Below are 25044 nucleotides of genomic sequence, written 5' to 3' on the forward strand. Positions count from 1 at the left end.
TTCACTCGACAGCTGCTACGGCTGCTACAACGGCGACAAGCGAGATCTATGGCAAACCATGATGGCGCTGCCACAACGCTTGGTAACGCTGTTGTTCCTGCTGCCAATGCGCATCGTCCCAGCCCAGGCGCGGCTGGCACAGTCGGCGTATGGCCGCAAAATAATTCTCGCCGCCATGCGGCAGCAACAACCCCAGACGGGTGCGCCGCAGCAGCAGGTCATCCAGGTGCAGGACCATTTCCGTGTCGCAGGCAAAGGCCAGTTCCGCCCACAAGGTGTCCGTGGCGCCAACGCGGTCATGGCCCAATTCGGCGATCAGTTGCGCCAGCCTCGGCAGGTCACGGCCATGGCGTCCGGCCAGGCGCCGCCATTGGCTGCCAGTGAGCCCGGCAATCGCCAGTGGCGGCACGGCGGCAAACACCGGCGCGCCGTCATCATTGAAGGCGCGCCCGAGCATGCTCGCGCAGGCCTTGAGCACTTCGATGGCCTGCGGGCGAAAGGTCGTCAGCTTGCCGCCGGCCAGGGTCACGCAGCCGGGTTCCAGCCACAGCACATGCTCGCGGGTTTCACTGGACGGTTTGCCCTGGTGCTCACCCGCAGCGCTTCCGACCACCGGACGTACGCCCGACCAGGTCGACAACACATCGGCGGCGACCACGCCGGCATCGGGGAACTGCTGGGCGCAAGCGGCCAGCAGATAGTCCAGTTCCTCGGCACTGATGCTCGCGCTCTGGTCCAGATCGTCCTGGTGATCGAGGTCCGTGGTGCCGACCACCGTGGCGCCTTCCCAAGGGAAAACAAACACCGGCCGACGGTCGCGCTCGTGCAGGAAGGTGAAGGCCTGCGCCACGGGCAGTCGCCAGCCCGGCAGCAACAAATGACTGCCGCGCAACGGGCGCAACTGACGCGGGGCAGCGGACGGGCGCAAGCGTTCGGCCCAGGCGCCAGTGGCCACGGCCAACACCGCACAACGCAAGCGCAGCGACGCACCGCCCTCGCCGTCCTCGACATCAACCCCGCATACCCGCCCCTCTTCCCGCAGCAATTGCTGCACACGCATGCCGTTGAGCACCACGGCGCCGTCGGCCCGCGCCTCGCCCAAAACCCGCATCACCAGGCGCGCGTCATCGGTCAGGGCATCGACAAAACAGGTGCCGCCCAGCAGGTCATTTTGCTTCAGCCCCGGCGCGAGATACCCCAGCTCTTGCGGGTCATGGAAGCGATGACTGCGTCGCCCGGCCAGTGCGTCATAGACGCTCAACAAACCGTCCAGCACGCGTGGGCCGGGAAAGCCGCCACGGTAATGCGGCATCAGGAAACTCATCGGCTCCACCAGGCCCGGCGCTTCGTCGAGCAGGCGCTGGCGTTCGCGGACCGAATCGCGGGTCAGGCGCCACTGGCCCTTGGCGATGTAACGCAAGCCGCCATGGACCATTTTCGAGGAACGGCTGGACGTGCCCCAGGCAAAATCGCGCTGCTCCAGCAGCAGGCAACGCCAGCCCCGCCGTGCCGCTTCGCGCAGAATGCCGGCGCCGCTGATGCCGCCGCCGATGACGATCAGGTCCCAGGTTTCAGCCGCCAGCGTCGGTAATATCTGCTGGCGCCACGCCGCGTTCCAGTCGAGGCTCATGGCCGTCACTCCTGCAACAGCGTGCCGGGGTTCAAGCGCCCGGCCGGATCGAAATGCCGGCTCAGCGCGTGCAAGGTGTCCATCGCCAGCGCGCCCTTTTCCCGCAGCAGGTACGGCGCATGGTCCTTGCCGACGCCATGTTGGTGACTGATGGTGCCGTGGTTGTCGACGATGGTCTGGCTGGCCGCCTGTTTGAGCGCCTGCCAGCGAGTGAGGGTGGCGGCGTAGTCCGCTGCTGGACGGAACACGTACGTGGTGTAGATGCTCGACCCTTCGCCATAGACATGGGACAGGTGCGTGAACACATGCACCTTCTCGCCTTCCGCGGCCAAGGCGTCGCGCAGGCTGTTTTCAACCAGGCTCAGCAGGTTGTCGACGTTGCTCCAGTCGGTGGCGGTTTCCAGGGTGTCGACCACGTAACCGGCGTTCCACAGGTTCTCGCGCAGGTAGGGAAAACGGAAGCGGTTCTGCGCCCACTTCTTGCCGAGCAAGGTGCCGGTGAACACGCCGCCGAAGGCTTTCAGGTGCTGCCGGGCCTGGCTCAGGGACAGCGCATTTTGCCGGCGATTGCCGGTCACGCCGAACGTCAGCAGGCATTTGCCTACCCCGGCGCCACGCAGGGCCAGGTACTTTTCCAGCCAGGCAATCTGCTGTGGATGACCGGCCAGCGCCAACTGGGTTTCAGTTTCCACGGCGTTGGACAAGCGCAGCATCGACAGCGGCACGCGGGCCTGGGCCAACTGGCGGATAGCGCGCAGCGCCTGCGGCCAATCGGGCAGAAACACCCCATAGAAACGCTCATCGGCCGGCAGTGCGCTGACCCGCACCTTGACCTCGGAAATGATCCCGAATCGGCCTTCACAACCCAGCACTACTTCACGCAGATCGGGACCGGCGGCCGAGGCCGGGAACGTGGGAATTTCCAAAGGTCCGGCAAAGGTTTCCAGGGTGCCACCGGCGAACAATTGCTCGATTCGTCCATAACGCAGCGATTGCTGGCCGCTGGAGCGGCTGGCCACCCAACCGCCCAAAGTCGACAGTTCCCACGACTGCGGGAAATGGCCGAGGGTGAAACCACGGGCGCGCAGCTGACTTTCCACCTGCGGCCCCGTCGCGCCCGGCCCGAAGGTTGCCAGCAGGCTCTGTTCGTCGAGGTCCAGCAGGCGATTCATGCGCGCCAGGGACACCGTCACCACCGGCCGCGTGGAACTCGGTGGATTGATGTGCCCGGCCACCGAGGTGCCGCCACCATAGGGAATCAGGCACAGGTCCTGCGCTTGGGCCAGCGCCAGCAACTGACGAATCTGTTCCGCGCTTTCGGGGAAGGCCACGGCGTCGGGATAAATCCCCGGCGCCCCTTCACGCAACGCCAGCCAGTCGGGCAGGCTCTGACCCCGCGCATGCAACAGACGATCCTGCGCCGTCACGCTGTACGAGGGGTGTTCCGCCAACCGTGAGGCCGGCACGCGGGCCAATGCCGTCTCGAGCGTTGCATCGGGCAGCGCGCGACCGGCACCGAGCCGTTGCGCGAGAAATCCCGCGCCCTGAGCCGGCAGCTCGACCACCGTGGTTGCATCTCCCCAGCCGTTCCAGCGTCGCATGCGTGTGTCCTTTTGCGGTTCTGATCAGTGATATTTCAGGAGCCCATACTAGTCAGCTGCCGAAAAGTGTCACGGTCGCATCCGGCCAGTTCGAGTAGCCAATTGAGTCAAACGTCGCGTAAACCTCAGCCATTTACTTTAGCTGTGGTTTCAACTTACCTTTCAGCGCATTGATCCGCGCACGCGGGCTTTGATCAAAGGACTACGATCATGCAATCCCTGGGCTTCACCTCGGTCCCTCCGCTGCTCAAATACGTGCGCCATGCCGAACAACTGGGCGTGGCCATCGAGCCGGCGTTGGCGGCGGCCGGGTTGCAGGCGCAGCAGTTGAGCGACAACAGCCTGCGATTGCCGGGCGAAACCCATGAACGATTGCTCGATTATTTCTGCGAACATTCGGGCGATCCGTTATTCGGCCTCAACGCCGCGCGTTTTGTGTTGCCCAACTCCTGGAGCGTGCTGGGTTACATCACCATGAACTGCGCGACCCTGGGCGATGCCATGAGCCGCATCATGCCGTTCGAAAAACTGGTGGGGGACATGGGGGTCAGCCGCGCCGAGGTGCAGGACAGCCATGTACACCTGATCTGGACCTGCCGTCATCAACGGCCGCGAATCCGCCGGCACCTGGTGGAAAACGTGCTCGGTTCCTGGCTGCAATACGCGCGCTGGATTGCCGATACCCAGCTGTCGCCGGCTGCCGTCTGGTTCGAACATTCGCGACCGGCCGACACGACGCAGGCGCAATATGAACAGTTCTTCGACTGCCCGGTGCTGTTCGACCAGCCTTATTCGGCCCTGATTGTGCCGTTGCCGTATTTGCAGCTGCCGTTGCGCCAGGCCGATCCGCAATTGCTGCGCACCCTGGAAGAACATGCCCTGGGATTAATGGCCACGCTGGAGGACGCGTCACTGGAGCAGCGGGTCAAAAGCATCCTGCGCCAGTTGCTCAAGGAAGGGTTGCCGCGCAAAGAGCAGGTGGCCGAGCAGTGCGCCGTGTCTGTGCGAACCCTGCAACGCCAGTTGCATCAGGCTGGCACGTCTTACCAGCAGATCCTCGATGACCTGCGCCAGGAGCTGGCCGAGCATTATTTGCTCAACAGCACCTTGCCGATTCAGGACATTGCCCAGTACTTGGGCTTCACCGAACCGCGCTCGTTTCACCGTACGTTCAAGAGCCGGCGCGGGATGCCGCCCGGCGAGTTTCGCCAGACCCACCGCGCGCCGGACGAAGGCTGAAACTCACACACAAATCGCATTGGTAAACACCAACCGATTGCCGAACGGATCGGTCACGGTCAGGTCCTGACTGCCCCATGGCGTCGCCTGGATCTGCGGTTTGGCGTAGGTGTAGTCCTTGGCGCTCAGTTGCTGCTGGAAGGCTTCCAGTTCATCGGTCTCGATGCGCAATGCCGAACCCGGCGTGGCATCGCCATGATGCTCGGACAGGTGCAGCACGCATTCGCCCCGGGAGACTTGCAGGTACAACGGGAAATTGGCTTCGAAACGATGCTGCCAGTCGATCTTGAAGCCCAGGAAGTCGACGTAAAACTCCACGGCTTTGCGCTCGTCGAAAATCCGCAGGATCGGTGTAGTTTTGCCGAAGCTCATGGGTTGCTCCCTGGTTGAAAAGGCCCAGTGTAGCTGGGCTGGATGTCAGCGCTTCGGCTTGGCGCGAGGATTCTTTAATTGCACAGTGCCATCACTGTGATACGGCTCTCGGAATGTTTACCGGAAACCGTCGCGCAAATCCCCTTCCCGCGCCAGAAACCGCCCTTCCCTTTTACCGTTCGCCTGGCCTTCGCTGTAACTCAACACACCATTGACCCAAACCCCATCAATCCCTTCCGCCGCCCGCTGCGGGTCATGGAAATCCGCCACGTCGCGAATGGTCAATGGATCAAACAACACCAGATCCGCCCAATGCCCTTCACGAATTTCACCGCGTTCCTTCAAGCCGAAACGCGCCGCCGACAACCCGGTCATCTTGTGCACGGCGGTGTGCAGCGCAAACAGTCCGACATCACGACTGAAATGCCCGAGCACCCGCGGGAATGCGCCCCACAAACGCGGATGGGGAAACGGGTCTTCCGGCAATCCGTCGGAGCCGACCATCGACAACGGATGGGCGAGGATCCGCCGCACATCCGCCTCGTCCATCCCGTAATACACCGCACCGGCCGGTTGCAGGCGGCGGGCGGCGTCGAGCAGTGGCATGCCCCACTCGGCGGCGATGTCGAGCAGATCGCGGCCGCTCACTTCAGGATGCGGCGTGGACCAGGTGATGGTGATGCGGTGGGCATCGGTGACTTGCTTGAGGTCCAGGGTCGAGGAACTCGCCGCGTAGGGATAACAATCGCAGCCCACCGGATGGGTTTTTGCCGCGTGCTCAAGGGACGCCAACAGTTGCGGACTGCGACCCCAGTTGCCGACACCGGCACATTTGAGGTGGGACACGATGACCGGGGCTTTCGCGTGTCGGCCGATCTGGAACGCTTCGTCCATGGCCTCCAGCACCGGTTCGAATTCACTGCGCAAATGGGTGGTGTAGACCGCGCCGAAAGCGCTCAGCTCTTCGGTCAGTTGCATCACTTCGTCAGTGGACGCCGAAAACGCGCTGGCATAGGCCAGGCCGGTGGATAACCCCAGTGCGCCCGCCTCCAGGCTCTCGCGCAATTGCTCGCGCATCGCGCTGATTTCCTGCGCAGTGGCAGTACGAAACAAGTCATCAAGGTGATTGCTGCGCAGCGCGGTGTGGCCAACCAGCGCCGCCACATTCAGCGTGGTGTTCGCTGCTTCGACAGCGGCGCGGTAGTCGCGGAACGTCGGATAAACAAACGCAGCACGTGTGCCGAGCAGGTTCATCGGGTCCGGCGGATCGCCGCGCAAACTGACCGGCGAGGCACTGATCCCGCAGTTGCCGACGATCACCGTGGTCACGCCCTGGCTGAGCTTGGGCAGCATCTGCGGCTGGCGGATCACCACGGTGTCGTCGTGGGTGTGCACATCGATAAAACCCGGCGCGAGCACCCGGCCAGCGGCGTCAATTTCATCCGCGGCGCGCGCGTCGTGCAAGTCGCCGATGCGCTCGATGCGGCCGTTCAGGATCGCCACGTCAGCGGGATAACCGGGCGTGTTGCTGCCGTCGATAACCAGGGCGTTGCGAATCAGCGTGTCGTACAGCATGTCAGTCTCCAGGCCTCAACTCCTGCCCTTGATCAAATGGTGATCGAACCCTTGCTCCACCAGGTAACGCCAGGCGACCTGGACCTCGTCGGGAATCACCTGCTCGGCCTGGAAGCCCAGCGCAGGGTAAACCATGATGCGGTGCACATCCCCGACCATTTCGTCGATCAGCCCCAGCACCCCGATCAGGTTGCTGATCTCCCCCGGAAAACTGAACGACGGCGCATCCACCCAAGCCTGCAGTTCGGGCCATTGGACAGGCAAGGTCAAGGCCACACGGCGGATCGAATTCGGCTTGGTCAGGAACGTCGCGCGACGCACCTGAGGAAACAGCGCCTTGGCGAATGCGATGTTCTCGGCAAAGTTGGTGGCGCGCGGTTCCAGGGTGAATTGATCCGTCGTCACCCCAAGCGCCAGGGCCCGTTGCGCAAAAATATCGGCTTCGGTGCGCTCCCACAAATGCTTCGTCCAGTTGCCGGTATTGCCGGTGAACAGCAGATGCGGGGCGATGCCTTTTTTCAGCAGTTCGCAGGCGTAATCGCAAACCCGCAAATCGTAGGAGCCACAGACCACGATCAGTTCGCAAGCCTGGTGCTGGCGCCCGGCCCCGAGGAAGTCCCACAGGACAGTGGCGTGCTGCAGGGTCGGCGTCATGAGCGGGCGAACCTCTGGGCAACCCGCCCACTGATGAACAGACCGCTATTGCCAAAGACGTGAGGCCCCAGATCGGTCAGCGCGACCGGCAGCGCGGTGAAATCCGCATACACCCGCGCCGCGCCGTGATCGGTCAACGTCGAATCATCGCCGATGCCGACACACAGCGCACCGCTGCTGATCGCCGACTGCACGCCGCTGACCGAGTCTTCGAACACCAGGCATTCATCGCTTTGGCGCTCCAGTTGTGCCGCCGCCAAACGATAGGCATCTGGCGCCGGCTTGCCACTGCGCACGTCGTCGCGGCAGATGATGCTGTCGAACACTGCGGTCAGATTATGTTGCTGCAAGACGTTGTCGACTCGCGCACGCCAACTGCTGGTGACCAGGGCCATGGGCACCGCGCACTCCTTCAGTTGGGCGATAAACGTGGCCACTCCCGGCACCAGCGCACAGGTTGACACCTGCTCGACGGCATCCACTTCCTGCTTGATCGCCACGCGCTGTTCCTCGTCAAACTGACCGAACAGCGCCTGCATGGTATGACCGCCCGGGCGGCCGTGAATGTGTTCGGTGATAAACGCCGGGTCCACGGCCACGCCGTAGCGCCCCGCGACGCTGGTCCAGGCGAATTCGATGACGTCGCGGGACTGGATAAGCACGCCATCCATATCAAAGCAGACGGCTGTAAACGTTCGTTGTGTCATGAGTTGAACTTCGCATCTTCTGATGAGCAATAAACGCCAGCACTGTGCCGATCAAGGCAAACAGCGCCATCACGTAGTAGGACCACTGCGGCTGCGTTTCGTACAGATAGCCGGCAAAAGGCGTGGCCAGGCCCATGGGCAGCGCAACCGCCAGGGAGTAATAGACGCCCTGAGTAAAGACCTGAATGTCTTGCGGCGCATGGTCACGGATAAACCGCATGATCGCCGAGTGATACGCGGCAAAACTCAGGGCGTGCAGACACTGCCCCAGCAGAATTACCGACACCGCATCACTGTTGGAAAACAACGCCCAGCGTAACGCTGCACAGACGCTGGAAAAGATCACGATCGACAACGGCGAACAGAACGACAGGACTTTATTGGAGAGCGCGAAATAGGTGATTTCCGCCAGCACCGCCACCGACCAGAACGCGCCGATGTAGGCCGAAGAGTAGCCTTTCACGCCCCAGCCAATCGACGCTGTGGAAAAGTACAAGGTGTGGCTCAGTTGGATAAAACTGGCGGCGGCAATCGCGATCAGCAGACTTTTATGTGCAAACAGCGCCTTCCAGTCCGGTCGTTTAATCGTGCGGCTGGCCGGCTGCAAATGCGCCCTGGACACTTGATGCTTCAAGCGCAAACACGCCAGCGCGGTGAACAACATGCTCGCCGCAATCACGATCGGCACCCAGGACTGGCTGTAGTGCGCGAACAACAAACCGCCGAGGGTCGAGGTCAGGATAAAGGCCGAAGAACCCACCGCCCGCACCCAGCCGTAGTTCTGCAAGGCTTGCTTGTCACGCTTGAGCAGATAGGACTCGGACAGGGGCAACACCACCATCCACAGCCCGCCAAACAGCACGCTCAGGCACACGAATATCCACAGGTGCGCCGGCATGAAATAGAACAGCAACGTACAGAACGCCGCCGAGAAACCGAGAAAAGCCGCGAGACGCAGTTGGTCCACGCGCCAGTCGGCCACGTAAGTGATAAATACCCCGGTAAACACCTGGGGCCAATAAGCCGCCGCAATCAGCAGGCCTATCTGGCTGGCGCTGAATCCCAGGGAATCCAGCCAGGTCGGCCAGAACGGATAGATAATCCCCTCTGCCGCAAAGAACCCGAAAAAGATCAAATACATTCGTCAACCATACGCTCAATGCTCCAGAGCAGGGCTCCACTGGAGCCCTGAAAACGATCCCTTATTCGAAGCGTTGTTGGGTGAAGCTGTTTTTGCCTTTGCGCCAGACAATCAGCGCTTCACTCATCACCACCAGATCGACCATGCCGTCTTTCAACGCATCCAGTGCGTCTTGGGATGAACACACTATCGGTTCTTCATGCCGGTTGAACGAGGTGTTGATCAGGGCGGCCTGGCCGGTCTTGTCATGCCAGGCGTTCAACAGGCGATGCATGAACCCGTCGCCTTGCGGGCGGATGATCTGCGGTCGCGCGGTGCCGTCGATGTGCACCACCGCTGGGCTGGCCTCGCGAAACTGCGGATGACAATCGTAGGTCATGGTCATGGTGTCTGCCGCGACCTGCTCCTCATCCCAGCCGACGTAGCACGCTGCGGCCTGCTCAATGGCCGTGACCGGGCCGAACGGCATGAATTCGGTGCGGTGCATGCGCTTGTTCAGCCAATCGTTCACCTCGGCATCCTGGGCGTGATAGACGATGCTGCGGTTGCACAGCGAACGCGGGCCGAATTCCATCTTGCCCTTGAACATGCCCAGCACCTGATTCTCCAGCAGCGCCTCGGTCAGGACCTCGATGATGTTCGACGGCGTGTGGTAGCCGAGTTCGGGGTAGTCGCGAGTGATCAGGTTGATGTTCTGCGAAACACTGCGCGATTCCGGCCCGAGGGTCATCGCCGGGTTCTTGAAGCGAGTGCCGTTTTCCAGGTACGCCGCCCCGACCGCCGCCGCCAATGCCAGGCCACCGTCGCCCATGCACGGCAACACGTAGACGTTTTTCACCCCGGGAATTTCGCGCAGGCGCTGATTGAGTTTCACATTACCGAACACGCCACCGGCCAGGCACAGATTGGTGCTGCCTTTTTGCGCGAGGTGATGGGTAACCGTCGCCACCAGCAGGTCTTCGGTGTGGCGTTGCACAGCGGCGGCGATGTCTTCGGGGGTTTCCCGGGCGAACAGGGTTTCCAACGGTTCGCTGTAGTGGTTGTAGGAAGGCAGGAACAGGTCGCCGCAGCAGGCCTTGATGCGCCCGTCTTCGAAACGGATCATTTGCTGCATCACCCCCAGCAGCTTTTGCGGATCGCCAAAGGCAGCGAGGCCCGTGACTTTGCCTTCATGTCGATTGGGTTTGTAACCGAGCAAGTGGGTGATCCGACCGTAGAAATAACCCAAGCTGTCGACGCTGGTTTCGCGCTGTAACACGCTGGTTTCGCTGGGGCTGTACCAGGTCACGGTCAAGGACTGGAAATCACCGCGGCCGTCGCAGGTCAGGGTCAACGCCTCGTCAAACGGTGAGCAGACATAGGCGCCGAGGGCATGGCATTCATGATGGTCAATATAATAAGCCTTGCCGGTCAAATCATTGGCGGTAATAAATTCGTCAAACTCGGTTCTTTTTTCTTTATCGTTTTTTACTTCATCCGTTATACGTTGTCGGAATTGTGCCAGCCCTTGCGGATTATTCCTGACTTCTTCAACGATGCGATCAAAGTACAACTCAAGGTGTTTATCGGCACTGAAACCGGCATTCCATCCATAGGCAACATAATTGACATCTTCGAGTGATAGCCCCGCCTGGCCAAGTACAAACTCTATGGACTTGGTCGGCCATACCTTGTGATCTTTTATGCGAGTGAATCGCTCTTCACTGACCGCCGAAAGAATCAGGCCATCACGTACCAGGCAGGCGCCCGACAAATCATTGTTAGTAATGCCTAAAATGATCATAACTGCTCCTTGTTCTTGCCAATTTCAGTGATGACTGTGCCTACGCTCGATGAGCGCAGCGCTCTAGCCTGGGCTTATGAACGGATTAAGGCATCAATGCCGAACGTCATAAATTTTGAAGCGGCGAAGTCAGACGATTCGCTCGGGATATGCCTTTACGAGAAGGCAAAGAGATTATTTATTGCCATTGGCTTTAATTATGTTTATCCGGGTGACAGCCTAGTAAGAAATATCTGAATGACCTCATGAGATATAAACTAAAAATTAAATACCTTCGTGAACTCCCCTGTTTACGGGGATTTCAGCAGCAGAAAAATAGTTTGATTAGCCAGACACAAAAAACCCGCCGACAAGCGTATTGCTCGTCGGCGGGCCATGTATTAGCCAGCAGTTAGATCAGACCATTTCGTGGAGGATCCACTCGGTCACCGAAGTCCGTTTCGGCGCCCAGCCCAGCTGTTCACGGGCATGTTTGCCGCGCACCCGGCTGTTCGAACCCAGGCCATAGTTGGCCATTTCATAACCCCACTCGGCCTCGGCATCCTTGAGCGGCCAATCTTGCGGCTGGCCCAAATTCAGCGCTTGTGCCATGGCGGTGGTCATGTCGATGAACGAAGACTCGCCGCTTTCGACGAAGTAGAACGTGCCCGGGACGTTGTTGGTCAGCGCCAGCAGGTACAGCGCTACGACGTCTTCGATGTGCACGTTGGACCAGATGTTCTGGCCAGTGCCGACGTGGCGCACCACACCACTTTTTTGCGCTTGTTTGAGCAGGCGCGGCAACTGCACGCTGTCGCGCTTGACGCCCAGGCTGTGGCCGTAGATCAGGGTGTTGCAGATGACGGCCGAGTTCACCCCGTCCTTCGCGGCGGCGAGGATCAGGTTGTCGATGGCCACGCGGGCGGCCTTGTCGACGGTGGGTGCCGGCAGGCTGTCTTCGTAGTAGATGACGTCGCTGGATTTGCCGCCCGACGCATCGCCGACGATGCTCGAACCGCTGGTGTGCAGGAACACTTTGTTGGAACCGCGCAATGCATCGAGCAGGGCTTCTACTGCGGCGCGATGGTCGCTGCTGGCGGCGTTGATCACGGCGTCGGCGGCACGGGCCTGCTCGGCCAGCAAGGCGCTGTCATCGAGGGTGCCGATCACTGGCGTAATGCCCAGCGCGGTCAGTTCATTGGCTTGTTCGGCACTGCGTACCAAACCGGTAACGTGATGGCCGGCCTGGACCAGACCCGTGGCGATGGAGCCGCCGATAAAACCGGCAGCGCCGGTAACGAATACGTTCATGGAGAAACTCCCTGCGTGAATAAGTGATGCAACGAGTATCAACGACCGATCCGTGTCGAAAAATCCCCGCTGGCCCAATTCACTCTTGCGCAGGGATCACGAATCAGCCTTTGAAATCAGAATTCGCATACACCGCCAATTTGCTCTGGATGAAGTCCAGGAAGCACTGGATGCGCAGGGCCAGTTGCGAGTTGCGGTAGTACACGGCGTTGATTGGCTGGCGATAACCGCTGTTGAAATCCGCCAGCACTTCCTTCAGGCGCCCGGCGCGGATGTCCGCATGAGTCATGAAATCCGACAGACAGGCGATGCCTTGGCCTTCCAGCGCCAGCTGCCGCACGGTCTCGCCGCTGGAGGCGTTGATCGCCGCATTGATCGGCCAGCGATCACCGTGCACATGGCGCAGCGGCCACTGGTTGAGGCCTTCATTCTGGGTAAAGCCGAGCAGCGTGTGGTCGTTGAGTTCGGCAACGGCAACGGGTATGCCGTGTTGCTCGAGATACGCCGGGCTGGCGACGATGTGCAGCGGACTGCAACCCAGGGAACGCGCGTGCAAGGTCGAGTCGGCCAGCGCGCCGATGCGGATGGCGATGTCGGTGCTTTGTTCCAGCAGGTCAATGATCAGGTCGTTGCTGTTGAGTTCGAGCTGGATGTCCGGGTAGAGCCGGCGGAACTCATCGATGTACGGCACGATGGCGTGCAGCATGAACGGTGATGCGGCATTGATGCGCAGGCGTCCGGACGGGGTTTGCTGGCGGGAGTTGAGGCGTTCTTCGAGTTCGTCCATCTGATCGAGAATCAGCTTGGCGTGTTCGAAGAAATACTTGCCCTCCTCGGTCAGGTCCATGCGCCGGGTGGTGCGGTTGATCAGCGTGGTGTCGAGCTTGGCTTCCAGGCGCGACAACGTGCGGCTGACTGCCGAAGGCGTTTGCCCGACCTGCTCGGCCGCAGCGGAAATCGACCCGCATTCAATCACGCAGACGAAGATCTGCAATTCATCGGATCTGGCTTTCACGTGGGTCCTCTTTGCGAATCGGCGTGGCATGAATCGCCAAGATCGCAGCCTTCGGCAGCTCCTACAAGGATTGCGTCCCCCTGAACCACCGGGTGTACGCGATCTGCCGCGAGCTGCGATCTTTCCCGCCGTTGCGACGGATAGTAGCCGGAAAACTTAAACAGACAGGCCAAACACCTCAGCCAAATGCTGCTCATAGCGCTTCACATCCCCTTCGATGTCCGGGCGTTTCATCACATCCACGCACAGGAAGGTCGGCAAACCGGTCATGCCGAGGAAGGTGTTGGCCTTGTGGAACGGGAAGTACACCGCGTCCACGCCCTTGGCTTCGAAGAAGTCGGTCGGGTCGTCGAAGGCTTGCTGCGGCGCGTTCCAGGTCAGGGACAACATGTATTGCTTGCCCTGCAACAAACCACCGCTGCCGTACTTTTGCGACGCATCGGAACGGGTGCGACCGTCGCTGGCGTAGAGGCTGCCGTGGCCTTCAGTGAAGACTTCGTCGATGTACTTTTTCACGGTCCACGGCGCGCCCATCCACCAGCCCGGCATCTGATAAATGATCACGTCGGCCCAGACAAACTTGGCGACTTCTTCCGCGAGGTCATAGCCCTCGTCGATAAACGTGGTCTTCACGTCCAGGCCACCGCGATCCAGCACGCTCAGCGCGGCATCGTGCAGGGTGGCGTTGTAGCGGCCATCGGAGTGGGCGAACTTTTTGCCGCCATTGAGCAAGAGCACTTTTTTCATGGGAGGTCTCGGAAGGTTGGAATTCGATGGCGGCAGAGTAACGATCCGCCTCGCGCGGAATAAGCGCCAAACTCACAAAATTCATTTGACCAAAACGCACGAATCGACAGGCGATTGTTGCCATAGACTTGCGCCGATTGTTAATTCGAGGGATTTTTTCGATGAGTGATGTACAAGGCTTCATCCTGCACGCCAAGACCCGCCCGGAAAAAGCCGAGGCCTTTGAAGCGCTGTTTCGCGCCTATGTCGAGCCGAGCCGCGCCGAACCCGGTTGCATCGAATACCACATGCTGCGCGACCAGCAGGACCCGACGCTGTTTATCTTTTATGAAATCTGGGAATCCCAGGCGCATCTGGACGTGCACTCGAACCTGCCGCACATGAAGCAGTTCCGCGATCAGCGCATGGACTACCTGGAGCGGGATTTCGATATCCGCGCCATCAACATGCTCAGCCCGTCGTCGGCTAGCCGCTGATCAGCAAGTGGCCGCCGAGTACACCGAGGCCGATGAAGAACACCCGCTTGAATAGCACGGCGCTGATCCGCTGACGCAACCATTGCCCGAGCAACATGCCGAGCACCGCCGGGATCAGCGCCAACAGCGAGGCACTCAACTCGCCACCGCCGAGGGCACCGCGCCAGAACAGGCCGGCAGCCAGCGCCAGGGTCGAGACGGTGAACGACAGCCCCAGCGCCTGCACCAGTTCATCCTTGTTCAAGCCCAGTGCTTGCAGATAAGGCACCGCCGGAATCACAAACACGCCGGTGGCCGAGGTGATGACTCCCGTCAGTACGCCGCAGACCGGGCCGAGCCAACGCTCGGTGCGACTGCCCACGCGCAACGTTGGCAGGAACAGTCCGCTCAAGGCGTACAGCAACAACGCCGCCCCCAATCCCCGCACCACCCAATGCCCACCGGCCATGCCGATCCACAACGTGCCGGCGCCAGTGCCGATGAAAATCGCCAGCAGCATCGGCCACAAGCGTTTGATCAGTCCTTGCAAATGCCCGCCGAAGGCCAGTTGCCAGACGTTGGTCAGGGTCGCCGGAATGATCAGCAGCGCGGCAGCCTGCGACGGCGCCATAGCCAGACCGAGCAAGCCCATGGCGATGGTCGGCAGGCCGAGGCCGATCACGCCCTTGATCATGCCGGCGAGCAGGAAGGTGGCGATGACCAGCACAGACAAGGCCAGACCGAGGTTTTGGTAGAACGCGGCGAGAGTATTCATGGGGCAATCCTGCGCCTGAACGGTTGGCTTGAAAATCTGCCATATACTGAGGGTGCCTCTTGATATGACGGAGGCTCGATCGCTCCCACGCTCTGCGCGGGAACGCAGCCCGTGACGCACCGCGTCACTTGCCGAAGCGGATGCGGAGCGTCCAGTGAGGCATTCCCACGCGGAACGTGGGAACGATCTTGTGGAATCCCTATGCACTTCGACCTCACCGACCTGCACCTTTACCTGAACATCCTCGACACCGGCAACATCACCGCCGGCGCCGGCCGCACGCATCTGTCCCTGGCTGCCGCCAGTGCCCGCATCCGCGCCATGGAGGCCTCGCTGGGTATCGCGTTTCTCCAAAGGAATCGCCGCGGCGTCACGCCCACGCCCGCCGGCAAGGCACTGGCGCAACACGCCAGGGTGCTGCTGCAACAGGCCGAGCGCATGCAACAGGATCTCGCCGACTACGCCAAAGGGGTCAAAGGCCAGGTGCGGCTTTTGTGCAACACCACGGCGATCACTGAATACCTGCCGGAGTTGCTTGCGGACTTTCTGCGCGAGCATCCCAACCTCGACATCGACTTGCAGGAACTGCCCAGTGCCCGCATTACCCACGCCGTGCGCCAAGGGGCGGCAGACCTCGGTATCGTCTCCGACGCTATAGACACCGACGACCTGCAAACCCGGCCCTTTCGCGATGACCCGCTGGTCTTGATCCTGCCCCGCAATCACCCTTTGGCCGACGCTGGCGAAGTCAGTTTCAGCGACACCTTGCGCCACGATTACGTAGGACTGAGTGCCAACAGCGCGCTGGCGGTTTACCTGGAGGAACAGGCGCTGCATACCGGTTCGCGGATGCAGATCCGCATCCGCGCCGACGGCTTCGATGGCGTGATGCGCATGGTCGCCCGAGGGGCTGGACTGGCGATCGTGCCTTTGGCCGCCGTCGAACGCGGGGCAGCGCATCAATCGTTCAAAAGCATCGCCCTCACCGAGCCCTGGGCCCAGCGCAAACTGCTGCTGTGCGCCCGGGACTTCGCTGCGTTGCCCGGTTATGCCAACGCCTTGCTGCACGCCTTGACTCTCCCCTGAGGGGCAGACTTTACCCTTGAGGTTTGATCTTCAAGGACGCAGACGATGGGCAAGAAGATTCTGGTGATTCTCGGTCATCCTTCGAGCAACAGCTTTTGCGGCGCGCTTGCCGAGCGGTATGCGCAATCGGCGTTGCGCGCCGGACACGAAGTGCGGCAGTTGTTTCTCGGCCAGCTGGATTTCGACCCGGTGCTGCGTGAAGGCTATCAACAGGTCCAACCGCTGGAAGCCGATCTGCGCCGGGCTCAGGCTGACATTCTGTGGGCCGAACACCTGACGCTGGTATATCCGATCTGGTGGGGCGGGATTCCGGCGTTGCTCAAGGGCTTTTTCGACCGGGTGTTCTTGCCCGGATTTGCCTTCAAGTACCGCGCAGGCAAGGCGTTTCCCGACAAACTCCTGCACGGTCGCAGCGCGCATTTGCTGGTGACGATGGACACGCCTCCCTGGTATTACCGTTGGGTCTATCGCATGCCGGGGCTGCACCAGATCCGTAAAACCACCCTGGCGTTTTGTGGCATAGAACCCCGGCGCACGCTCACCTTCGGCCCGATCCTGGGCTCCAGCGCCGGTCAGCGCGAAGCCTGGCTGTTGCGAGCCCAGGCTATCGCCAGTCAATAAGTCTGCCGATAATGGGCCCGGTTTACCCACGGCAAAAAAGGACTTTCCATGTACATCGGCCAGGCTGCGCAGCGTTCGGGAACCACCATCAAGAGCATCCGTCACTACGAGGCCATCGGCCTGTTGCCGCCCGCGAGGCGTCAGGGCAACTACCGGGTTTATGACCAACAGAGCGTCGATCTGCTGAGCATCATCAAGTGCGCCCAGCAACTGGGTTTCAAGCTCAAGGAGTTGCAGGCGATTTTCGCCGGCCAATCCGGCCAGCCGCTGGCATGGACCGACGCGCAGCAGGCGATCACGGACAAGAAGCGCGAGGTCCACGACCAGATCGCGGCGCTGACCCAGCGGCACGCACAATTGGTCGAGTTTGAAGACAGCCTGCAAAACGCCTGGAAACACTGCCCTTTAGAGGGAATTTGAACGCCATTGTCCGTACGTTAATCAATGCAAAATAAGCACAAGGAATAACTTGCAAGGTACGACAACATACGTACTATAGCTGCGGAGCGAACGTGTTGTCCGATAGCCGTTTTCGCACAGCGACAGCGGTCAAGGAAGAACGGATCAGCTCCAATAACCTACAAGGAATGAAGGGGACGCTATGGTTGATTCATCGGAGTTTCGTAACGCAATGGCGATGCTGGGCAGCGCCGTCACTATCGTCACAACGGATGGCCCCGCGGGCCGTTTCGGCTTCACCGCTTCTGCCGTGTGCAGCGTGACGGATTCACCGCCGACGCTGCTGGTGTGCGTCAATCGCGCCTCGGCCAACCACGAGCATTTCAAAACCAACGGCGTGCTCTGTGTGAACGTGCTGACCGGGGGCCATCAATCCACCTCCGGTGCGTTCGCCAACCGTCAGCTGACCATGCAGGAACGCTTCTCCAGCGTTAACTGCCAGACCCTGGTCACCGGCTCGCCGGCCATCGAAGAAGCGCTGGTCAATCTGGACTGCCGCGTCAGCAAGATTGACGAGGTCGGCACCCACAGCATTTTTTACTGTGAAATCCTCGAACTCAAACACAGCGAAGCCAAGGAAGGCCTGGTCTATTTCAATCGCAATTACTACCGTCTCAACGACGAAATGCGCTTGGCCCCCGATCAGTAACCGATGCCCCGACTTGCGTGACTGCCGCCGGTTTTTGCTGGCCGGCAGCTCGTCCGCAACCGGGTCATGACAGGGATGAAACCATGTTATTCAATGAAGACAACTTCGCGGATCTGGACCTGAACCTGATCATCATTTTCCTGGTGTTGTTTCGCGAGCGAAGTGTTTCGCGCACGGCCGAACGCCTGCACGTCAAACAACCGGCAATCAGTGGTTCGTTGGCGCGCTTGCGCAAGAAGTTTGATGACCCGCTGTTCCTGCGCTCGTGCAACACGATGCGCCCGACGTCGAAAGCGGAAAGACTGGCCCTGGCTCTCACCCCCGCCATCAGCCAGATTGAAGCGGTGATCAGCCTCTGAGACTTTTCAGGCAGACAACCCTTTGGCCGGCCAACGGCCAAGGGTTCGCCGCCCGATGAATAGCGGCCGGGAAATGATCTTTTGGGGGATGATGTTTTGGTGGTTTTTCCAGCTCGGTTGCCGAGCCTGATGTTGAACTAGACCCGCGCCCAGAACGCCGGCAGAAAACACTCGCTGACCAACAAGGCCGAGCCGTTGCGCGTAAAGCGTGAGCGTCTGGCCAGCAGCCGTTTGGCGTGTGGCGCGTAACGATAGGACAGCGCCGCCAACGGCGCGCCGGGGGTCAGCAAGGCACACTGGAACGGTTCGCGCAGGGTCTGCTCGGAGCGGTAGAGAATCTCCGCCAGCGGTCGGCCACCGTACCCGTTCAACTCCGCCCAATCGGCGCTCAGGGCCGGCACACTGGTCAGGCTGCGCGCCGTGACACAGGCCTCGCCGTCGATCTTCATCACCACTTCGCGCACCCAGCCGGTGGACGCCGGCGGTACATCAAGCGCTTCCGCTTCGTCATGGTTGAGCAGCGTATGCGACTGCTCGAGCACTTCGATGGAATAGTCGCCCATGGCTTTCAAGCGCGGGGTCAGCGCGCCGGGCAAAAACAGCCAGTGATGCTCAGGCGCGGTCAACTCCGACAACGGTCCAGATGACCAATAATGATTCGTTCCCATGCTCACACACCTCCCTGGTGATCGTGAATCGGTTGGTTGCCGTGAAGGGCCCTGCCCTTCACGTGCGGCGGATCAACTGCATTCAAGCGTCGGCATCTTCAGTGACTTCATGCTTGCTGATGACATCAACGGTCTGTTCATCGAACTTGACCGCGGTGAGCAGCGAATCGAGCAGCCCGGGAAACCGCAGGTCCATGTCCTCGCGGCGCAGGGACAAGAGGTTTTCCCGACCGTACGGCCGTTGCCAAATCAGGCCGCTGTCGCGCAAGACCCGCCAGTGGTGGGTCATGGTCGACTTCGATGCGCCCTTGAGGATCCGGCCACAGGGATGTTCCTGGCCATCGGCCAACACCTTCAACACGGTCAGGCGCAACGGGCTCCCCAGCGCGGACAGAACATTCTCTAACAAGATCTGGTCCTGATTGGGGTGATTCGGGACGTTCATAGGTAGGTACCTTTGATGATATAGGCGGGAAAAGTCATGCGTGAATTCGTCTATACGAGAACAGTAAGACTATACACAAAGATCCCTTCTCCCGCGATAAACGCCCCGGGCGCTACAGCCCGTTGAACGCTACTGTTCGGTGTTCTTCGCCAAGGGTGATTCAGGCTCCTGGAAGCCGCCGCCAAGCGCTGCCATCAATGAAATCGAACTGTCGACGTGCTTGCTGTTGAGGTAAGCCAGGCGCATCTCGTCCTGAATCAATTGTTGCTCGATATTTAGCGCGTCGAGGAACGTATCTTCCCCGGCCTTGTAGCGCGATTGCGAAAGGTCATAGGAGGACTGGGCAATCGCGCACGCATCCTGTTGCACCACGATCTGCTGTTCGAAGGAGCGCAATTGCGTCACCGAGATCGCAACTTCGTGCAGCGCCGACGTCAGCACCTGGTTGTAGTGCGCGATGGAAACATCCAGCTCGGCGTTGCCGGCCTTGAGGTCGGAACGCAAGCGCCCGGCATCGAAAATCGGCAAGGATATTGTCGGTGCGATGTTCCAGAACTTGCTGACGCTGGCGAAAATCGCATCACCGGACAAGGCATGCGTGCCCGCGGCGGCAACCAGGTTGATGTTGGGATAAAACGTGGTTTTGACCGCGTCGATATTCTTGTTCTCGGCCTCCACCCGCCAGCGCGCCGCGACGATGTCCGGCCGGCGCCCGAGCAACTGCGCCGGCAGTTGCGCGGGCAGCGCCACCACGCTGGCTTGCAAGGTCGAAGGACGCTCGATGCCTTGCGCACGATCAACGCCCTTGCCCACCAGCACGGACAATTGCAGCCGCGCAATTTCGATATCGTCCAGCGCACCGATCAGGGTCGATTCCGAACGGGCCTTGAGGCTTTGCACCTGTTTCAGTTGCGACAGGTTGTCCAGCCCCGAGTTGTAGCGTGAGTCCGACAACTCCACCAGTTTGCTCAAGCGCGCCAGGTCTCGGCGATTAAGTTCCGAGACCTGCCAGGCATAAGCCAGCTGGTTGTAAGCCTTGACCACGTTGACCGTCAGAATCAGCTTCGACGACTGCAGGTCGACTTCCGCCGCCATGGCGCTGTTGAGCGCCGATTCCCAGGCCGCGCGCTGCCCGCCCCACAGGTCAAAGTTGTAGTTGAAATTGACCGCCAGGTTGCGCGCCGTGAAGTACTTGTGGCCTTCGCCACTGTAGTCCTCGAACTTCGACAGACGCCCACGGGTGACACCCGCCGAGGCGTCTATTTCCGGGTAGCGCTCGGCATCGCGCAAATCCAGGAACGCATTGGCCTTGGCGACCCGCGCCGAGACCTCCTGCAAATCCGGGTTGCTCGCGTAAGCCTCTTCGATCAAGGCCCCCAGGCGTGGATCGCCGAGGGACGACCACCAATCGGTACGCGGCCAATTGGCGGGCGGCAGCGTGTCTTTCAGGCTGTTCGAGGACGCCTGGTCAATCGACAGCATCTGGCCCTGATGATCGATCCCGGCGTAGTTCACACAGCCGGCCGTCAACAGGATCGAAGCGGCCAGCGGCGCCAGCATGAAGCGTGTAATCCGATACATACAACTTCCTCAGATGGGTTGCGGCGCACTGACCGAGTGAGTTTCTACAGCGCGAGCCGGCTGCTTGATCGAGCTCAGCAAGGTGTAAACCGACGGCAGAATGAACAGCGTGAACAGCGTGCCGATCAGCATCCCCACCACAATCACCAGACCCAGACCGAAGCGGCTGTTGGCACCGGCTCCGCTGGCGAACAACAGCGGCGCCAGGCCCACCACCATCGCAGCGGTGGTCATCAGAATCGGCCGCAGGCGAACTTGCGCGGCATGTTGAATCGCTTGCACGCGGTCCATGCCTTGCTTGCGCTGCAATTCATTGGCGAACGCGACCATCAGGATCCCGTGCTTACTGATCAATCCGATCAAGGTGATCAAGCCGATCTGGGTGTAGATGTTCAGCGAGGTCATGCCCAGCGCCAGCGGCACCAAGGCCCCGCAGATCGACAGCGGCACGCTGATCAAAATGATGAACGGGTCGCGGAAGCTCTCGTATTGCACGCTCAGCACCAGGTAAATGATCACCAGGGCCAGGCCGAAGGTGAACACCAGGCTGTTGCCTTCCTGCACGTACTGACGCGCATCGGACTGCCAGTCGAAACTGAAGCCGGCCGGGAAGTTTTCCGATTGTTTTTGCAGGAAGCCCACGGCATCGCCCAAGGTCACGCCCGGTGCCGGAATGGCCTGGAACGTGGCGGAGTTCTGCTGGTTGAACTGGGTCATGCGGTTAGGCTCGACCTTCATGCTCAGGGTGGCCAGTGTCGACAGCGGCACCGGGTTGCCCTTCTGGTCTTTCACGTAATACAGCTTGAGGGTTTCCGGGGTCAGGCGGTCGGCGGAAATCGACTGCGGAATCACGTCATAGGAACGCCCGTGGAAGGAGAACCGGTTGACGTATTTCTCGCCGATCAGGCTGTTGAGGGTCTCGCCGATGTCCTGCATGCGAATGCCCAGGGCGTTGGCCTTGGCGCGGTCGATCTGGATTTCCACCACCGGGTTGTTGAAGTCCAGGTCGCTGTCCACCACCGCAAACAAGCCACTGGCCTGGGCCGCCTGCTTGAGTTGGTCCATCACGTTGAACAACGCCAGGTATTCCTGATCGCTGCGAATGACCATTTGCACCGGCAATCCGCCGGTCGAGCCCGGCAATGGCGGCATCTGGAACACAAAGATGCTGGTGCCTTCGATCTGGTTCACCTTCGCCTGCAAGTCGGGCTGAATGGTGTTGGCGTCGCGACCGCGTTTTTCCCAGTCCACCAGGTTGATCCCGCCGACGCTGTTGGACAGCCCGTCGGAACCGTTGGCCACCCAGTTGCTGTAACCCTCGGGAATCTCGTTGAACGTCTCGTAGAGTTTGTGGGCGTAGGCTTCCAGGTAGTTGAGGTTGGCATGCTGCGGCGCCTTGATGGCGGTCAGCAGGATGTTCTGGTCTTCCAGCGGTGCCAGTTCGGTCTGCGCCGAGCGATACAGGAACGGCAGGCTGAAAAAGATCACCAGGGCCACGCTCAGGCTGATCCAGCGTCGAGCCAGCGAACCGCCGAGCAACGCGCCGTAACGCCGGGCCAAGTACTGGAAGAAGCGGTCGGCCTTGACGGCCATGAAGCCTTCGCTGCTTTTCGCATCCAGCAGGCGGGTACTCATGATCGGCGACAACGTCAGCGCGACGATGCCGGAAATCACCACCGCGCCAGCCAGGGTCAACGCGAACTCCTTGAACAGCGTGCCGGTCAGGCCGCCCATCAAGCCGATCGGCGCGTACACCGCCGCCAGGGTAAACGTCATCGCCACCACCGGCCCCGCGACTTCACGGGCACCGATCAACGCGGCATCGAACGGGGTCTTGCCTTCCTCGATGTGTCGGTGGACGTTTTCCACCACCACGATCGCATCGTCCACCACCAAGCCGATGGCCAACACCATCGCCAATAAGGTCAGCAGGTTCAAACTGAAACCGAACATCTGCATCAACATCGCCGCGCCGAGCATCGACAGCGGAATGGTCACTAACGGAATCAGTACGGTGCGGAACGTCCCCAGGCACAGGTAAATCACCAGCACCACAATCACCAGCGCTTCGAGCAACGTGTACGACACTTCGTCAATCGAGGACTGAATGAAGTGCGCCACTTCGAACGGGATTTGTACGGTCACACCCGGCGGCAGGGTTTCCTGAATCTGCGGGATCAGTTCTCGCACACGCTTGACGATCACCAGCGGGTTGCCGGTCGGTGCCGCGTCGAGGCCAAGGAACAGCGCCGGAACATCGCTCATCGAACCGCTGGTGTCGGTCGCGGCCGCATTCAGCTCGACCGTGCCCACGTCGCGGACTCGAATGATCCGACCGTTGTCGTTGCGCAGCACCATGTCGCGGAAATCTTCGACGCTGTTGAGGTCGGTGTTGACCCGCAGGTTGCTGACCACGTACAGGCCTTTGACTTGCCCCGGTGCGGCCTGGAAGTTATTGCCTTCGATGGCTTTCGAAACGTCTTGCCCGGTCATGCCGTAACCGGCCAGGCGTTGCGGGTCGAGCCACAGGCGCATCGAGAGTTTCTGCTCGCCCATGATGTTGATTTTCGCCACGCCTTCGATACCGGCGAACATCGGCTCGACGACGCGGGAGATGTAATCTGACATCTCCGGGATGGTCAGGTTGGAACTGGCAAACGCCACGTAGGCCACGCTGGTGAAGCCGCCCGAGGTGCGTTCCACCACCGGGTCATAGGCATCCTTGGGCAAGCGATACTTGATCTGATTGACCTTGGCCATCACCTCGGTCAACGCCGAGATGGAGTCACTGTTGAGGGCCATGCGGATCGTGACCAGGCTGCGACCCTGGGTCGATGACGACGACAGGTAGTCGATGCCCTCGACCGAGGCTACGGCCTGGCTGATCGGCTGGGTGACAAAGCCTTGCATCAGTTCCGACGAGGCGCCGGGGTACTGGGTGGTGACCGTGATGGTCGACGTCTCCAGCATCGGGTACTGGCGGATCGGCAGGTTCATTAACGCGCGCACACCGAACAGCAGGATCAGCGTACTGACCACCACTGCCAGCACGGGGCGGCGTAGAAAGATGTCGGTAAATTTCATTGTTTCGACCCGGTTGCGAGGTTAAGACCAATCGTGTCCGGAACACCTTCCACCGCCACGCCGTCATGGAGCTTCAACTGCCCGGAGGTCACCACTTGCACGCCTTCGGTCAAGCCTTTGTTGACCACTGCCCAGCCATCGCGACGCTCACCGACCTTGATGCTTTCACGCTTGACCTTGGTCACGCCGGCCTCGTCGAGGTACACCGCGAACACGCTTTCGCCGTAGGCGTTGTAGGTGATGGCGGTTTCCGGGATGAGCAATTCCGCGGTCTGCGGCAGCGTCACCGAAACCCGGGCATACATGCCTGGACGCAGCAGTTTTTTGGTGTCGGTAATCACCGCCTGGACGTTAATGGTGTGGGACTGGTTGATCTGCGGATCGACCGCCACGATCTTTCCCTGAAACTTCACATCGGCCCAGGCATCGACCTTGGCCTGCACGGTCTGGCCCAGTTCCACGCGGGAACCATCGCGCTCGGCCAGGGTGAAGTTGACCCGCAGCACACCCGGGTCGGTCAGCGTCGCGACAGCGCCGCCGGCTTCAAGGTATTGCCCCAGATGCGCCTGGCGAATGCCCAGGGTGCCGGCGAACGGTGCACGGATATGACGCTGGGCAATCTGCGCCTGCATGCGCTCCATATCACCTTTGGCGGCATCCAGTTGGGCGCGGGCACTGTCGAAGGCACGGCGGCTTTCGGCACCAGTCTTGGCCAGTTCCTGCACACGAGCGAATTGTGCCCGGGCGGATTCGAACTCGCCCTTCAAGCGCACCAACTCACCCTGTTCGGGAGCATCGTTAAGGGTCAGCAATACTTGCCCGGCCTTCACTTCATCGCCGGACTCGAAATCGATATCAACCACCTTGCCGCTGACTTCGGCCGACACCAATACCTGGCGCTGCGCTTCGAGCTTGCCGATCGCTTCCAGGTAGTAGGTGTACGGCTGTTTCTTGACCTGGGCCAGACCGACCCGGGTACTGGGGATTCGTTGCTCGGCAGCCGCCGGAGCCGGTGACCAGAAACGCCAGCCCAATGCGCTGGAAATGATCACGACGAAGATAATAAAGACCAGCGTTTTAACTATATTTCGAGCAAGCATGTGGCACT

24 protein-coding genes are annotated in these 25044 nt (G+C 60.6%); 7 read left to right on the forward strand and 17 right to left on the reverse strand.

What is annotated here, in order from left to right:
• Positions 1-46 precede the first annotated feature (46 nt).
• Positions 47-1630, reverse strand: coding sequence for a glycerol-3-phosphate dehydrogenase/oxidase (locus HKK52_RS16540; RefSeq protein WP_169371707.1), 1584 nt, complete (start codon positions 1628-1630; stop codon positions 47-49).
• Positions 1631-1635: 5 nt separating this feature from the next.
• On the reverse strand, positions 1636-3231 hold the full coding sequence (locus tag HKK52_RS16545; RefSeq protein WP_169371708.1) for an FAD-binding oxidoreductase: 1596 nt from the start codon (positions 3229-3231) through the stop codon (positions 1636-1638).
• Positions 3232-3441: 210 nt separating this feature from the next.
• On the opposite strand from HKK52_RS16545, the gene gliR reads away from it, so the two are divergent.
• A complete protein-coding gene (gene gliR, locus HKK52_RS16550; RefSeq protein WP_169371709.1) occupies positions 3442-4470 on the forward strand; it encodes an AraC family transcriptional regulator GliR in 1029 nt (342 codons plus the stop codon).
• Between the two features lie 3 nt (positions 4471-4473).
• Here gliR and HKK52_RS16555 read toward each other — a convergent pair whose 3' ends face one another.
• From HKK52_RS16555 to HKK52_RS16595, 9 genes are all read right to left on the reverse strand, one after another.
• A complete protein-coding gene (locus tag HKK52_RS16555; protein WP_169371710.1) occupies positions 4474-4842 on the reverse strand; it encodes a glyoxalase superfamily protein in 369 nt (122 codons plus the stop codon).
• 117 nt (positions 4843-4959) lie between these two features.
• The gene (locus HKK52_RS16560) at positions 4960-6417 is read right to left on the reverse strand and encodes an N-acyl-D-amino-acid deacylase family protein (RefSeq protein WP_169371711.1); all 1458 of its coding nucleotides are present in this window, start codon (positions 6415-6417) and stop codon (positions 4960-4962) included.
• Between the two features lie 15 nt (positions 6418-6432).
• Positions 6433-7071, reverse strand: coding sequence for a YdcF family protein (locus HKK52_RS16565; RefSeq protein WP_169371712.1), 639 nt, complete (start codon positions 7069-7071; stop codon positions 6433-6435).
• Complete coding sequence (locus HKK52_RS16570) at positions 7068-7742, reverse strand: HAD family hydrolase (protein WP_237150574.1); 675 nt, start codon at positions 7740-7742, stop codon at positions 7068-7070. Before HKK52_RS16570 ends, HKK52_RS16565 begins: the two co-directional genes overlap by 4 nt.
• A 1-nt stretch (position 7743) precedes the next feature.
• Positions 7744-8919 (reverse strand): MFS transporter, encoded by a 1176-nt coding sequence (locus tag HKK52_RS16575; protein ID WP_169371714.1) that lies wholly within the window; start codon positions 8917-8919, stop codon positions 7744-7746.
• Between the two features lie 61 nt (positions 8920-8980).
• On the reverse strand, positions 8981-10702 hold the full coding sequence (locus tag HKK52_RS16580; protein WP_169371715.1) for a carbamoyltransferase family protein: 1722 nt from the start codon (positions 10700-10702) through the stop codon (positions 8981-8983).
• Positions 10703-11098: 396 nt separating this feature from the next.
• Positions 11099-11992 carry an NAD-dependent epimerase/dehydratase family protein gene (locus HKK52_RS16585; RefSeq protein WP_169371716.1) on the reverse strand — a complete coding sequence of 298 codons (894 nt, stop codon included), beginning with the start codon at positions 11990-11992 and terminating at the stop codon, positions 11099-11101.
• A 103-nt stretch (positions 11993-12095) separates the two neighbouring features.
• Positions 12096-13007: a LysR family transcriptional regulator gene (locus HKK52_RS16590; RefSeq protein WP_169371717.1), complete on the reverse strand. Its 912-nt coding sequence runs from the start codon at positions 13005-13007 to the stop codon at positions 12096-12098.
• Positions 13008-13163: 156 nt separating this feature from the next.
• Positions 13164-13754: an NAD(P)H-dependent oxidoreductase gene (locus HKK52_RS16595; RefSeq protein WP_169371718.1), complete on the reverse strand. Its 591-nt coding sequence runs from the start codon at positions 13752-13754 to the stop codon at positions 13164-13166.
• Between the two features lie 161 nt (positions 13755-13915).
• Between HKK52_RS16595 and HKK52_RS16600 the strand changes: the two genes are divergently transcribed.
• Positions 13916-14230, forward strand: coding sequence for a putative quinol monooxygenase (locus HKK52_RS16600; protein WP_169371719.1), 315 nt, complete (start codon positions 13916-13918; stop codon positions 14228-14230).
• Here HKK52_RS16600 and HKK52_RS16605 read toward each other — a convergent pair.
• Positions 14220-14984, reverse strand: a complete 765-nt coding sequence (locus HKK52_RS16605) for a sulfite exporter TauE/SafE family protein (protein ID WP_169371720.1) — start codon at positions 14982-14984, stop codon at positions 14220-14222. The genes HKK52_RS16600 and HKK52_RS16605 overlap by 11 nt on opposite strands.
• A 201-nt stretch (positions 14985-15185) precedes the next feature.
• Between HKK52_RS16605 and HKK52_RS16610 the strand changes: the two genes are divergently transcribed.
• The 5 genes from HKK52_RS16610 (at position 15186) to HKK52_RS16630 (ending at position 18158) form a co-directional block, all read left to right on the forward strand.
• Positions 15186-16070: a LysR family transcriptional regulator gene (locus tag HKK52_RS16610; RefSeq protein WP_169371721.1), complete on the forward strand. Its 885-nt coding sequence runs from the start codon at positions 15186-15188 to the stop codon at positions 16068-16070.
• 45 nt (positions 16071-16115) lie between these two features.
• Positions 16116-16691: an NAD(P)H-dependent oxidoreductase gene (locus HKK52_RS16615; protein ID WP_169371722.1), complete on the forward strand. Its 576-nt coding sequence runs from the start codon at positions 16116-16118 to the stop codon at positions 16689-16691.
• Between the two features lie 48 nt (positions 16692-16739).
• Positions 16740-17111, forward strand: a complete 372-nt coding sequence (locus HKK52_RS16620; protein ID WP_169371723.1) for a MerR family transcriptional regulator — start codon at positions 16740-16742, stop codon at positions 17109-17111.
• A 181-nt stretch (positions 17112-17292) separates the two neighbouring features.
• Positions 17293-17799 carry a flavin reductase gene (locus HKK52_RS16625; RefSeq protein ID WP_149657701.1) on the forward strand — a complete coding sequence of 169 codons (507 nt, stop codon included), beginning with the start codon at positions 17293-17295 and terminating at the stop codon, positions 17797-17799.
• Positions 17800-17882: 83 nt separating this feature from the next.
• The gene (locus tag HKK52_RS16630) at positions 17883-18158 is read left to right on the forward strand and encodes a helix-turn-helix domain-containing protein (protein ID WP_169371724.1); all 276 of its coding nucleotides are present in this window, start codon (positions 17883-17885) and stop codon (positions 18156-18158) included.
• Positions 18159-18295: 137 nt separating this feature from the next.
• On the opposite strand, the gene HKK52_RS16635 is transcribed toward HKK52_RS16630, so the two are convergent.
• From HKK52_RS16635 to HKK52_RS16655, 5 genes are all read right to left on the reverse strand, one after another.
• On the reverse strand, positions 18296-18826 hold the full coding sequence (locus tag HKK52_RS16635; RefSeq protein ID WP_169371725.1) for a chorismate--pyruvate lyase family protein: 531 nt from the start codon (positions 18824-18826) through the stop codon (positions 18296-18298).
• An 82-nt stretch (positions 18827-18908) separates the two neighbouring features.
• The gene (locus tag HKK52_RS16640) at positions 18909-19271 is read right to left on the reverse strand and encodes an ArsR/SmtB family transcription factor (RefSeq protein ID WP_133838436.1); all 363 of its coding nucleotides are present in this window, start codon (positions 19269-19271) and stop codon (positions 18909-18911) included.
• 129 nt (positions 19272-19400) lie between these two features.
• Positions 19401-20852 (reverse strand): efflux transporter outer membrane subunit, encoded by a 1452-nt coding sequence (locus HKK52_RS16645; RefSeq protein WP_169371726.1) that lies wholly within the window; start codon positions 20850-20852, stop codon positions 19401-19403.
• 9 nt (positions 20853-20861) lie between these two features.
• Positions 20862-23936 carry a MexW/MexI family multidrug efflux RND transporter permease subunit gene (locus HKK52_RS16650; RefSeq protein WP_169371727.1) on the reverse strand — a complete coding sequence of 1025 codons (3075 nt, stop codon included), beginning with the start codon at positions 23934-23936 and terminating at the stop codon, positions 20862-20864.
• Entirely contained in the window at positions 23933-25036 is a 1104-nt protein-coding gene (locus HKK52_RS16655) for an efflux RND transporter periplasmic adaptor subunit (RefSeq protein WP_169371728.1), read from the reverse strand. Before HKK52_RS16655 ends, HKK52_RS16650 begins: the two co-directional genes overlap by 4 nt.
• Positions 25037-25044: the final 8 nt, after the last annotated feature.

This window comes from Pseudomonas sp. ADAK2 (genome assembly GCF_012935755.1).
Taxonomy (GTDB): Bacteria; Pseudomonadota; Gammaproteobacteria; order Pseudomonadales; family Pseudomonadaceae; genus Aquipseudomonas.

Excerpts from the sequence above, each read along its gene's own strand:
- HKK52_RS16555 (WP_169371710.1), bottom strand. The coding sequence starts at position 4,842 with ATGAGCTTCGGCAAAACTACACCGATCCTGCGGATTTTCGACGAGCGC.
- HKK52_RS16565 (WP_169371712.1), bottom strand. The coding sequence starts at position 7,071 with ATGACGCCGACCCTGCAGCACGCCACTGTCCTGTGGGACTTCCTCGGG.
- HKK52_RS16560 (WP_169371711.1), bottom strand. The coding sequence starts at position 6,417 with ATGCTGTACGACACGCTGATTCGCAACGCCCTGGTTATCGACGGCAGC.
- HKK52_RS16620 (WP_169371723.1), top strand. The coding sequence starts at position 16,740 with ATGTACATCGGCCAGGCTGCGCAGCGTTCGGGAACCACCATCAAGAGC.
- HKK52_RS16615 (WP_169371722.1), top strand. The coding sequence starts at position 16,116 with ATGGGCAAGAAGATTCTGGTGATTCTCGGTCATCCTTCGAGCAACAGC.
- HKK52_RS16605 (WP_169371720.1), bottom strand. The coding sequence starts at position 14,984 with ATGAATACTCTCGCCGCGTTCTACCAAAACCTCGGTCTGGCCTTGTCT.
- gliR (WP_169371709.1), top strand. The coding sequence starts at position 3,442 with ATGCAATCCCTGGGCTTCACCTCGGTCCCTCCGCTGCTCAAATACGTG.
- HKK52_RS16655 (WP_169371728.1), bottom strand. The coding sequence starts at position 25,036 with ATGCTTGCTCGAAATATAGTTAAAACGCTGGTCTTTATTATCTTCGTC.
- HKK52_RS16610 (WP_169371721.1), top strand. The coding sequence starts at position 15,186 with ATGCACTTCGACCTCACCGACCTGCACCTTTACCTGAACATCCTCGAC.
- HKK52_RS16635 (WP_169371725.1), bottom strand. The coding sequence starts at position 18,826 with ATGGGAACGAATCATTATTGGTCATCTGGACCGTTGTCGGAGTTGACC.
- HKK52_RS16575 (WP_169371714.1), bottom strand. The coding sequence starts at position 8,919 with ATGTATTTGATCTTTTTCGGGTTCTTTGCGGCAGAGGGGATTATCTAT.
- HKK52_RS16585 (WP_169371716.1), bottom strand. The coding sequence starts at position 11,992 with ATGAACGTATTCGTTACCGGCGCTGCCGGTTTTATCGGCGGCTCCATC.
- HKK52_RS16630 (WP_169371724.1), top strand. The coding sequence starts at position 17,883 with ATGTTATTCAATGAAGACAACTTCGCGGATCTGGACCTGAACCTGATC.
- HKK52_RS16580 (WP_169371715.1), bottom strand. The coding sequence starts at position 10,702 with ATGATCATTTTAGGCATTACTAACAATGATTTGTCGGGCGCCTGCCTG.
- HKK52_RS16540 (WP_169371707.1), bottom strand. The coding sequence starts at position 1,630 with ATGAGCCTCGACTGGAACGCGGCGTGGCGCCAGCAGATATTACCGACG.
- HKK52_RS16595 (WP_169371718.1), bottom strand. The coding sequence starts at position 13,754 with ATGAAAAAAGTGCTCTTGCTCAATGGCGGCAAAAAGTTCGCCCACTCC.
- HKK52_RS16645 (WP_169371726.1), bottom strand. The coding sequence starts at position 20,852 with ATGTATCGGATTACACGCTTCATGCTGGCGCCGCTGGCCGCTTCGATC.
- HKK52_RS16650 (WP_169371727.1), bottom strand. The coding sequence starts at position 23,936 with ATGAAATTTACCGACATCTTTCTACGCCGCCCCGTGCTGGCAGTGGTG.
- HKK52_RS16545 (WP_169371708.1), bottom strand. The coding sequence starts at position 3,231 with ATGCGACGCTGGAACGGCTGGGGAGATGCAACCACGGTGGTCGAGCTG.
- HKK52_RS16640 (WP_133838436.1), bottom strand. The coding sequence starts at position 19,271 with ATGAACGTCCCGAATCACCCCAATCAGGACCAGATCTTGTTAGAGAAT.
- HKK52_RS16570 (WP_237150574.1), bottom strand. The coding sequence starts at position 7,742 with ATGGATGGCGTGCTTATCCAGTCCCGCGACGTCATCGAATTCGCCTGG.
- HKK52_RS16600 (WP_169371719.1), top strand. The coding sequence starts at position 13,916 with ATGAGTGATGTACAAGGCTTCATCCTGCACGCCAAGACCCGCCCGGAA.
- HKK52_RS16625 (WP_149657701.1), top strand. The coding sequence starts at position 17,293 with ATGGTTGATTCATCGGAGTTTCGTAACGCAATGGCGATGCTGGGCAGC.